This is a genomic window from Neisseria sp. P0022.S010 (assembly GCF_051956635.1).
The window spans coordinates 1-9,147 of record NZ_JBQCXF010000102.1 but is presented as its reverse complement, the minus strand read 5'-3'; the positions used below and the strand labels follow the sequence as shown (position 1 = coordinate 9,147).

9 protein-coding genes are annotated in these 9,147 nt (G+C 49.5%); 5 read left to right on the top strand and 4 right to left on the bottom strand.

Going from position 1 to position 9,147, the window contains the following annotated elements; genetic code table 11:
• Nucleotides 1-251: 251 nt before the first annotated feature.
• From ACTHUT_RS10240 to ACTHUT_RS10220, 5 genes are all read left to right on the top strand, one after another.
• Nucleotides 252-440: a hypothetical protein gene (locus ACTHUT_RS10240; RefSeq protein WP_283126981.1), complete on the top strand. Its 189-nt coding sequence runs from the start codon at nucleotides 252-254 to the stop codon at nucleotides 438-440.
• 60 nt (nucleotides 441-500) lie between these two features.
• Complete coding sequence (locus ACTHUT_RS10235; protein WP_284675709.1) at nucleotides 501-704, top strand: hypothetical protein; 204 nt, start codon at nucleotides 501-503, stop codon at nucleotides 702-704.
• Nucleotides 705-772: 68 nt separating this feature from the next.
• Nucleotides 773-2,959: a bifunctional acetaldehyde-CoA/alcohol dehydrogenase gene (adhE, locus tag ACTHUT_RS10230; RefSeq protein WP_348772607.1), complete on the top strand. Its 2,187-nt coding sequence runs from the start codon at nucleotides 773-775 to the stop codon at nucleotides 2,957-2,959.
• A gap of 125 nt (nucleotides 2,960-3,084) precedes the next feature.
• Nucleotides 3,085-3,339: a helix-turn-helix domain-containing protein gene (locus ACTHUT_RS10225; protein WP_070591788.1), complete on the top strand. Its 255-nt coding sequence runs from the start codon at nucleotides 3,085-3,087 to the stop codon at nucleotides 3,337-3,339.
• Nucleotides 3,326-4,033: a MutH/Sau3AI family endonuclease gene (locus tag ACTHUT_RS10220; RefSeq protein ID WP_250601389.1), complete on the top strand. Its 708-nt coding sequence runs from the start codon at nucleotides 3,326-3,328 to the stop codon at nucleotides 4,031-4,033. The genes ACTHUT_RS10225 and ACTHUT_RS10220 overlap by 14 nt, the downstream gene beginning before the upstream one ends.
• A 12-nt stretch (nucleotides 4,034-4,045) precedes the next feature.
• Here ACTHUT_RS10220 and ACTHUT_RS10215 read toward each other — a convergent pair whose 3' ends face one another.
• From ACTHUT_RS10215 to ACTHUT_RS10200, 4 genes are all read right to left on the bottom strand, one after another.
• Nucleotides 4,046-4,861 (bottom strand): DNA-methyltransferase, encoded by an 816-nt coding sequence (locus tag ACTHUT_RS10215; RefSeq protein WP_250601387.1) that lies wholly within the window; start codon nucleotides 4,859-4,861, stop codon nucleotides 4,046-4,048.
• Nucleotides 4,854-5,666 (bottom strand): DNA adenine methylase, encoded by an 813-nt coding sequence (locus ACTHUT_RS10210; RefSeq protein ID WP_250601385.1) that lies wholly within the window; start codon nucleotides 5,664-5,666, stop codon nucleotides 4,854-4,856. The genes ACTHUT_RS10215 and ACTHUT_RS10210 overlap by 8 nt, the downstream gene beginning before the upstream one ends.
• A 236-nt stretch (nucleotides 5,667-5,902) precedes the next feature.
• Nucleotides 5,903-8,533, bottom strand: a complete 2,631-nt coding sequence (leuS, locus tag ACTHUT_RS10205) for a leucine--tRNA ligase (RefSeq protein WP_250601383.1) — start codon at nucleotides 8,531-8,533, stop codon at nucleotides 5,903-5,905.
• A gap of 199 nt (nucleotides 8,534-8,732) precedes the next feature.
• Nucleotides 8,733-9,147, bottom strand: a 415-nt coding sequence (locus tag ACTHUT_RS10200) for a hypothetical protein (RefSeq protein WP_440418775.1), incomplete at its 5' end; no start/stop codon positions are given.

Sequence of the window (9,147 nt, the reverse complement as noted above, 5' to 3'; positions counted from 1 at the left end):
TTTTAATACATTGGTTTTCTGTTCTTATTTTAATATACGGGGAAAGCGACCAAGAATGACCGTCTTTGGTTGCTTTAGGGTGAAATCATTATACTTCAATAAATTAAAATGAATAAATGATAAAGAGGCCGTCTGAAAAGTTCAATCATGGTTTGTGATGTAGGTCAAAGCAGAATGTAACTAAATTACTTATAGTAATCGTGGTGAAAATTTATCGACTTTATTGCCACCTTATATCAAGGAGATACACCATGAACGCATCAGCCGACAATGTCGTCAGCCCCGCCGTAGCCGAGGTCAACAGTTTGGTTGAAAAGGGTTTGCGCTCGTTGGACGAGTTTCGCAAGCTGAATCAGGAGCAGATTGATTATATCGTTGCCAAAGCCTCTATCGCTGCGCTGGACAAACATGGTGTACTCGCCATGCACGCGGTTGAATAAACGGGGCGCGGTGTATTTGAAGATAAAGCGACCAAAAACCTGTTTGCCTGCGAAAACGTCGTGCGCTGCCTGCGCGATTTGAAAACCGTGGGCGTCATCAGCGAAGACGATGTAATCGGCATTACCGAAATCGCCGATCCGGTCGGGGTCGTCTGCGGTATCGTGCCGACCACCAATCCGACTTCCACCACCATTTTCAAATCCCTGATTGCGCTGAAAACCCGCAATCCGATTATTTTCTCGTTCCACCCTTCCGCCCAGTAGTGTTCCACCCTTCCGCCCAGTAGTGTTCCACCCTTCCGCCCAGTAGTGTTCCACCCTTCCGCCCAGTAGTGTTCCACCCTTCCGCCCAGCAGTGTTCCGCCCACGCCGCCCAAATCGTGCGCGATGCTGCGATTGCCGCCGGTGCGCCGGAAAACTGCATCCAGTGGATTGAAAAACCATCTATGGAAGGCACTTCCGCGCTGATGAAACATCCGGGCGTGGCGACGATTTTGGCGACCGGCGGCAATGCGATGGTGGAAGCTGCTTATTCCTGCGGCAAACCCGCGCTCGGCGTCGGGGCGGGCAACGTGCCTGCCTATGTCGAAAAAACGGCAAACATCCAACAGGCGGCACACGACATCGTGATGTCCAAAGCGTTCGACAACGGCATGATTTGCGCCAGCGAACAAGCCGTCATCGCCGACAAAGAGATTTATAAAGAGCTGGTCGAAGAGTTCAAATCCTACGGCGTGTACTTTGCCAACAAAAAAGAAAAAGCCATGCTCGAAGACTTCATCTTCGGCGTTACAGCAAACTGCGCCAACTGCGGCGGCGCGAAACTCAATGCTGCCGTGGTGGGCAAACCGGCGGCATGGATTGCCGAACAGGCAGGGTTTAAAGTCCCCGAAAAAACCAACATCATCATCGCCGAATGCCGCGAAGTCGGCCCCAACGAGCCGCTGACCCGCGAAAAACTCTCGCCCGTACTGGCAATGCTCAAAGCAGATTCCATCGAACAAGGCTTGCAGTTTGCCGAACAGATGGTCGCCTTCGACGGCTTGGGAGACTCCGCCGCCATCCATACCGCTGATCAAGAATTGGCAAAAACCTTCGGTACCCGCGTCAAAGCGCTGCGCGTGATTTGGAATTCGCCTTCCACCTTCGGCGGCATTGGCGACGTATACAACGCCTTCCTGCCTTCTCTGACCCTCGGTTGCGGCTCTTACGGTAAAAACGCCGTCGGCGGCAACGTCAGTGCAGTCAATCTGTTAAACATCAAAAAAGTAGGCCGTCGGAGAAACAACATGCAATGGTTCAAAGTGCCCGCCAAAATCTATTTTGAACGCGACTCCATCCAATATCTGCAAGACATGAAAGACTGCGAAAAAGTCATGATTGTGACCGACCGTTCGATGGTTGATCTGGGCTTTGTCGATAAAATCACCCACCAACTGCATCAACGCAAAAACAAAGTGACCATCCAGCTGTTTACCGACGTCGAAGCCGATCCGAGCGTCCAAACCGTCTATAAAGGCACGGATTTGATGCGCAGCTTCCAGCCCGACACCATCATCGCGCTGGGCGGCGGCTCGCCGATGGACGCGGCAAAAGCCATGTGGCTCTTCTACGAACAGCCCCAAGTCGATTTTGAAGACCTCGTCCAAAAATTCATGGACATCCGCAAACGCGCCTTCCGCTTCCCCGAGTTGGGCCGCAAAGCCAAATTCATCGGCATCCCAACCACATCGGGCACCGGCTCCGAAGTCACGCCGTTTACCGTCATCAGCGACGGCGACAAAAAATACCCCATCGCCGACTACTCGCTGACCCCGACCATCGCCATCGTCGATCCCGCGTTTACCATGACCGTCCCCGCCGGCGTAACCGCCGACACCGGTCTGGACGTACTGACCCACGCCGTAGAAGCATACGTTTCCGTGCTCGCCAACGACTTTACCGACGGCCTCGCCTTGCAAGCCATCAAGCTCGTGTTCCAATACCTTGAACGCTCCTACAAACACGGCGCGTCCGACCCCGAAGCGCGCGAACACATGCACAACGCCTCCACCATCGCAGGCATGGCGTTCTCCAACGCATTCCTCGGCATCAACCACTCGATGGCGCACAAAATCGGCGGCAAATACCACGTTCCGCACGGCCGCGCCAACGCCATCCTGCTGCCGCACGTCATCCGCTACAACGGCACGCGCCCGCAGAAAACCGCCACCTGGCCGAAGTACAACTATTACAAAGCCGACCTGAAATATCAGGAAATCGCCCGTACCTTAGGCCTGCCGTGCGCCACCCCTGCCGAAGGCGTAGAATCCTTCGCCCGCGCCTGTCATGAACTGGCGGTCAACGTCGGCATCAAAATGTCGTTGAAAGAGCAGGGCATCGATGAGAAAACCTTCCTCGACGGCAGAAAAGAGCTGGCCATGATGTCTTTTGAAGACCAATGTACCCCGGCCAACCCACGCCTCGCTATGGTAGCCGATATGGAAGAAATCCTGACCAAAGCCTATTACGGCGAATAAAATCGGGCAGATAAAAAGGCCGTCTGAAACCTGAATATAGGGTTTCAGACGGCCTTTCGTATTAGAACTAAAGTTGATACTTATTGTATGTGGAATTTAATTTGCAAACATTAAGAATAGTCATCATGAAATCAGAAATTTTAAAACAATTTGGCAAACATGTTCGTCATTTAAGACAACTCCAGGATTTAAGTCAGGAAGCATTGGCTGAAAAAGCGAATATGCACCGGACTTATATCGGAATGATAGAACGTGGAGAGCGTAACCCTGCCCTATTAAATCTTATTCGTTTGGCTAGTGCATTAGATATTTCTTTGCCTGAACTTTTAACTTTTAAGGACTATGTTAATGACGGGAACTGTGATAATGAATCTAACTGATTCGTATGGTTTTTTTATAGAAAACGTCGGAAGGACGCTAGGAGATCTAAAACTTGAATATCAAACCAGATTTCCCGAGTTCACCGCTGAAATGAAGATAAATAAAGGCGGGGTAGGACAGTTTATCGAAAAATTGATAGGGCTTAACAATACAAGTGCTTTAACAGATTTTGCCGATGGTGAGCTGAAAACCAATAAAGCAGATGCAGATGGTGAACCACTAGAGACTATGTTTATCTCGCAGATTTCCAGTAACTTTGATCAGTTAATCAGCGATCAGATAAGTTTTGAAGATAGTTGGATATACCAAAAAATAAAGAATTTGCTATATGTTCCTATTTGTAAAGTCGACAACGATCCTGACAAATGGTACATACAGTCAGCTTATCATGTGCAAATAAATGAAGGGGGTGAACTTTTTAGACAGTTATCTGCTGATTTCACGCAAATTAAAAGTAAGCTGTTAGCTGATATTAATTCCGGCGACGGATACATTCATACATCAAACGGTAGTTTTATACAAATCAGATCAAAAGATTCCAAGCCATACAGTCCTATATTTTCTGCGCAATATGATCGGGATATTTCAAATAAGAATCATGCATTTTATTTTAAAAAAGAATTCATGCAGGAAGTTCGTAAAATGGCCAGCCGGGATAGACAGGATAGAGATGGTGTTGTTCGAATAATTTAAAATAAGATGGGGCTACAGCTTTTGTTGTAGCCTTTTCTTTGCTAATTCAAAAAAATCCTCTTCTAGTTCGCAACCACAAAATTTCCGACCATGTTTTAAGGCAGCAACGCCTGTTGTGCCGCTGCCCATGAAAGGGTCAAAAATTAAATCTCCGATATTTGAAGCCGATAGTATGCAGCGTTCAAGCAAGGGGAGTGGTTTTTGTGTCGGATGTTTGCCGAATGTTTTTTCGGTTTTATTTGGTGGAGGAAATGTCCAAACACATTTCATTTGCTTGCCATCATTTTGTACTTTCATCATTTCATAATGAAACGTATGTTTGGCTTTTTTATTTTTCTTTGCCCATAAGATTGTTTCTGTCGAATGGGTAAAAAAACGGCAGGACAAATTAGGGGGAGGATTGGGTTTTTCCCAAGTAATATTGTTCAAAATATGGTATCCGATGGTTTGCATCAGGTAGCCGATTAAATAGATATTATGGAATGTGCCGCAAACCCAAATTGTGCCGTTTAGTTTTAATAAGGCGTAACACAGTCGGAGCCATTCTTCGTAGAATTCCAAATCTGCCGCCATTCCTTTGGATTTATCCCAGTTGCCCTTATTGACGGAAACCATTTGTCCGCTTTGACAACTGAAGCCGTCATTGGAAAGAAAGTAGGGAGGGTCTGCGAAAATCATATCAAAACAGCCGTTTGGATGTTTTTCCAATATCTTCCGCATGACGTTAAGGGAATTTTCGTTGTAGAGAACAAGGTCGTCTGAAACAATTTTTTTCAAACGACTTTGATAAATGGCAGCTTCTTCAGCCAATTTGTTGAAATCACTCATAAATTGCCAATAGTTCTCCGACTTTTTTGCGACTGCTGCCCTTTGCGGCAATATTGCGTTGTACTTCAACCGTTTTTAGAATGGCAGAAGAATAAATATTTCTCGTAAATTCAGTATCATGATTTGAAATCAAAACGCCTTGAGAGTTAGGTGCAATTTGTTGGGCTGTCTGGGAAAGGCGGATTTGATCGTCCAAATTGAAGCCTTCTTTGGCATAAGTGGTAAATGAAGCGGTTGGGCTTAAAGGTGCATAAGGAGGATCACAATAAACAGTATCTGTATTGTTTGTCAGAGATAGGATTGTTTGAAAATCTCCGCACATTAATTCAACTCTGTCAGATTTTTGAATGAAACCTTCCATTTCTTGTTGTGGAAAGTAAGGAGATTTGTAGCGTCCAAATGGCACATTGAATGCCCCTTTGCTGTTGTAACGGCATAAACCGTTAAAAGCATGGCGGTTCAAATAAATAAATAGCGCTGAACGTTCGTGTAGATCTTGGCTGAAGTTGAATTGTTCCCGCAATTCATAGAATCTTGAATCGCTATTGTTTTCGGAAGTAAAGAAAGAGCGGGTATAGTCTATGAATCCGGATTTTTCTTCTTTTAGGATACGGAATAAGCCGATTAAGTCAGCGTTAATATCATTGAGCAGATAATGTTCGAAATCCAATGCAAGAGACAAAGCAGCAGAACCGCAAAAGGGTTCAACCAGACGTTTTCGTGCAGGAGTGGGTAGATTGTGTTCGATAAAGGGGACAAGTTTATGTTTGCCACCAGCCCATTTTAGGAAGGGTTTTGAAGCCATTAGGATGCCAAGTACAAGCGTGGTTGATTGGCTTCGAATTGTGCCAAAACATCGTGAGGAATACAACGGATTTATGTTTCAGGGACGTGTGTAGAGTGATTCTAAATCCAATGGAACCTTTTCATCCCAATGTGTTATTGGACTTATCAGCTTAATCTACCTTAAAAAGGCCGTCTGAAAACCTGTTTCCAAGTTTCAGACGGCCTTTATCCGTATGGCTAAACCTTAAAAGCGGTTTAGACGACGATATTTACCAAGCGTCCGGGAACGACGATGATTTTCTTGGCGGGCTTGCCTTCCATGAATTTCACCGCGCCTTCGGTGGCGAGTGCGGCGGCTTCGAGGTCGGCTTTGGAGGCGTCGGCGGCGACGGTGATTTTGCCGCGCAGTTTGCCGTTGACTTGAACCATCACTTCGATTTCGGATTTGACCAAAGCGGCTTCATCGACTGTCGGCCAGCCAGCTTCCCACAGTTTCGCGCTGTTCAATTCGCTCCACAGGGTTTCGCAGATGTGTGGCACGATGGGCCACAACAGGCGTACGGCGGCTTCCAATACTTCTTGGGCGACGGCGCGGCCTTGTTCGCTGCCGGTGTCGGTTTTGTCGTATTGGTTGAGCAGTTCCATCACGGCGGAGATGGCGGTGTTGAACTGCTGGCGGCGGCCGTAGTCGTCGCTGACTTTGGCGATAGTGGAATGCAGTTTGTGGCGCAGGTCTTTGAGTTCTTTAGACAAACCGTCTTGGCTGCCTGCAAACGCTTTGACCGCGCCGCCTTGCTTCAGGTATTCGTAAACGGTACGCCACAGACGGCGTAGGAAGCGGTGCGCGCCTTCGACGCCGCTATCGCTCCATTCGAGGGACTGTTCGGGCGGTGCGGCAAACATCATGAACAGGCGGGCGGTGTCCGCGCCGTAGGCGTTAATCAGTTCTTGCGGATCGACGCCGTTGTTTTTGGATTTGGACATTTTTTCCGTGCCGCTGATGACGACGGGCAGTCCGTCGGCTTTGAGGACGGCGGAAACGGGGCGGCCTTTGTCGTCGAAAGTCAATTCGACATCGGCGGGGTTGATCCAGTCTTTGCTGCCGTTGGCGTTTTCACGGTAGTAGGTTTCGCAGACGACCATGCCTTGCGTGAGCAGGCGTTCAAATGGTTCGTCAACATTGACCAAGCCTTCGTCGCGCATCAGTTTGGTGAAGAAGCGCGCGTACAAGAGGTGCAGAATCGCGTGTTCGATACCGCCGATGTATTGGTCGACCGCGCCCCAGTATTTCGCGGCTTCTGCCGATACCATGCCTTCTGCGAATTGAGGAGACATGTAGCGGAAGAAGTACCAGCTCGATTCCATGAAGGTGTCCATGGTGTCGGTTTCGCGTTTCGCCGCGCCGCCGCAGCATGGGCAGGTGGTTTCGTAGAACTCGGGCATTTTTGCCAAAGGCGAACCCATGCCGTCGGGTACGACGTTTTCAGGCAAAACGACGGGCAGTTGGTCGGCGGAGACGGGTACGTCGCCGCATTTTTCGCAATGGACGATGGGAATCGGGCAGCCCCAGTAGCGTTGGCGCGAAATACCCCAGTCACGCAAGCGGTATTGGGTTTTCGGTTCGCCTGCGTCTTGGCTTTGCAGCTTGGCGGCAATGGCGTCGAAGGCCGTCTGAAAATTCATGCCGTCCAAGTCGCCGCTGTTGACCAATACGCCGTTTTCTTTGTCGCCGTACCATTCTTGCCATTGGTTTGCGTCGAATGCGTTGTCGCCGACGGCAATGACTTGTTTTTTAGGCAGATTGTATTTGGTGGCGAACTCGAAATCGCGTTCGTCGTGCGCCGGAACCGCCATCACTGCGCCGTCACCGTAGCCCCACAATACATAGTTGGCAATCCACACTTCCAGCTTGTCGCCGTTGAGCGGGTTGACGACGTAGCGGCCGGTCGGCACGCCTTTTTTCTCCATTGTCGCCATGTCGGCTTCGGCAACGGAGCCGGCTTTGCATTCGGCGATAAATGCCTGCAATTCGGGTTTGTCGGCGGCTGCGGCGGTTGCCAGCGGATGCTCGGCGGCAACGGCAACATAAGTCGCGCCCATCAGCGTGTCGGGGCGGGTGGTGTAAACTTGCAGGAATTTCGCGTAATCGCCTTCCAAACCTTGTTTGCTGTCGTCTGAAACGGCAAAGCGCACGGTCATGCCGCGTGATTTGCCGATCCAGTTGCGCTGCATGGTTTTGACTTGTTCAGGCCAGTGTTCCAGCTTGTCCAAATCGTTGAGCAACTCTTCGGCGTAATCGGTGATTTTGAAGTAATACATCGGGATTTCGCGTTTTTCGATCAACGCACCCGAACGCCAGCCGCGTCCGTCGATAACTTGCTCGTTAGCCAATACGGTTTGATCGACCGGGTCCCAGTTTACCGTGCCGTTTTTGCGATAGGCGATGCCTTTTTCAAACAGCTTGGTAAACAGCCATTGTTCCCAGCGGTAGTATTCGGGTTTGCAGGTGGCGACTTCGCGTTCCCAGTCAATCGCAAAACCCAGGCTTTTGAGCTGGGTTTTCATGTATTCGATGTTGTCGTAAGTCCATGCAGCAGGGGCGACGTTGTTTTTCATCGCCGCATTTTCCGCAGGCATACCGAACGCGTCCCAACCCATAGGCTGCATGACGTTGAAGCCGTTTAAGAGTTTGAAGCGGCTCAATACGTCGCCTATGGTGTAGTTGCGCACATGCCCCATGTGCAGCTTGCCGCTGGGGTAGGGGAACATGGAAAGGCAGTAGTATTTGGGTTTGGAAGCGTCTTCGGAGACGTTGAAAATACGGGCGTCGTCCCATTTTTTCTGCGCCGCAGGCTCGATGGCGGCGGGTTGATATTGTTCTTGCATGATATTTCGCTTTATACAAAGGCGTTGGAAAATAAAATCAAACGCAGATTATAGCGGATTCAGAAGCGGATTGCTTGTGTCGTAACATCATGTCAAACCGCTTTGGCATTGTTGTTTCCCGTTTGTTTTGACATGGAAGAACGCAAACAATCAAAAGGCCGTCTGAAAACAGGGTTTCAGACGGCCTGAGTATGAAAGGTTAACGGTAAGTCTGGCAACGGACGGTTTCTTCCTTGCAGAACATTTCCGCGTGCTGGCGGCGGCATTGCTGAATCACATCCAAGCGTGCGCGGCCGCGGTTGACGTTTTCGGTACGGAACGTGTCGGTAAATGCCGACAACGTACACACGTGAACTTCGTTGTTTCTGCGTGCGGAACGCTCGTCCAAACGCTCGCTCAGTAGGCGGTTTACTTGGGCAGTCAGTTCGGCCACCTGACGCTCCAGTGCCGCAATGCGTTCGCTGTCGGAAGGCGCGGCTTGGACAGCGGCCGTCATCAGCATCGGGCATGGAGAGTAGGTGGTTTTTTTCATTGTGGGGGAGGATCTTTCTGGTGTAGGGTGGCGGTGTGGGGTTGGGTGTTCTTTCGTTTTAGGGTTGTTATCATGCTTTGAC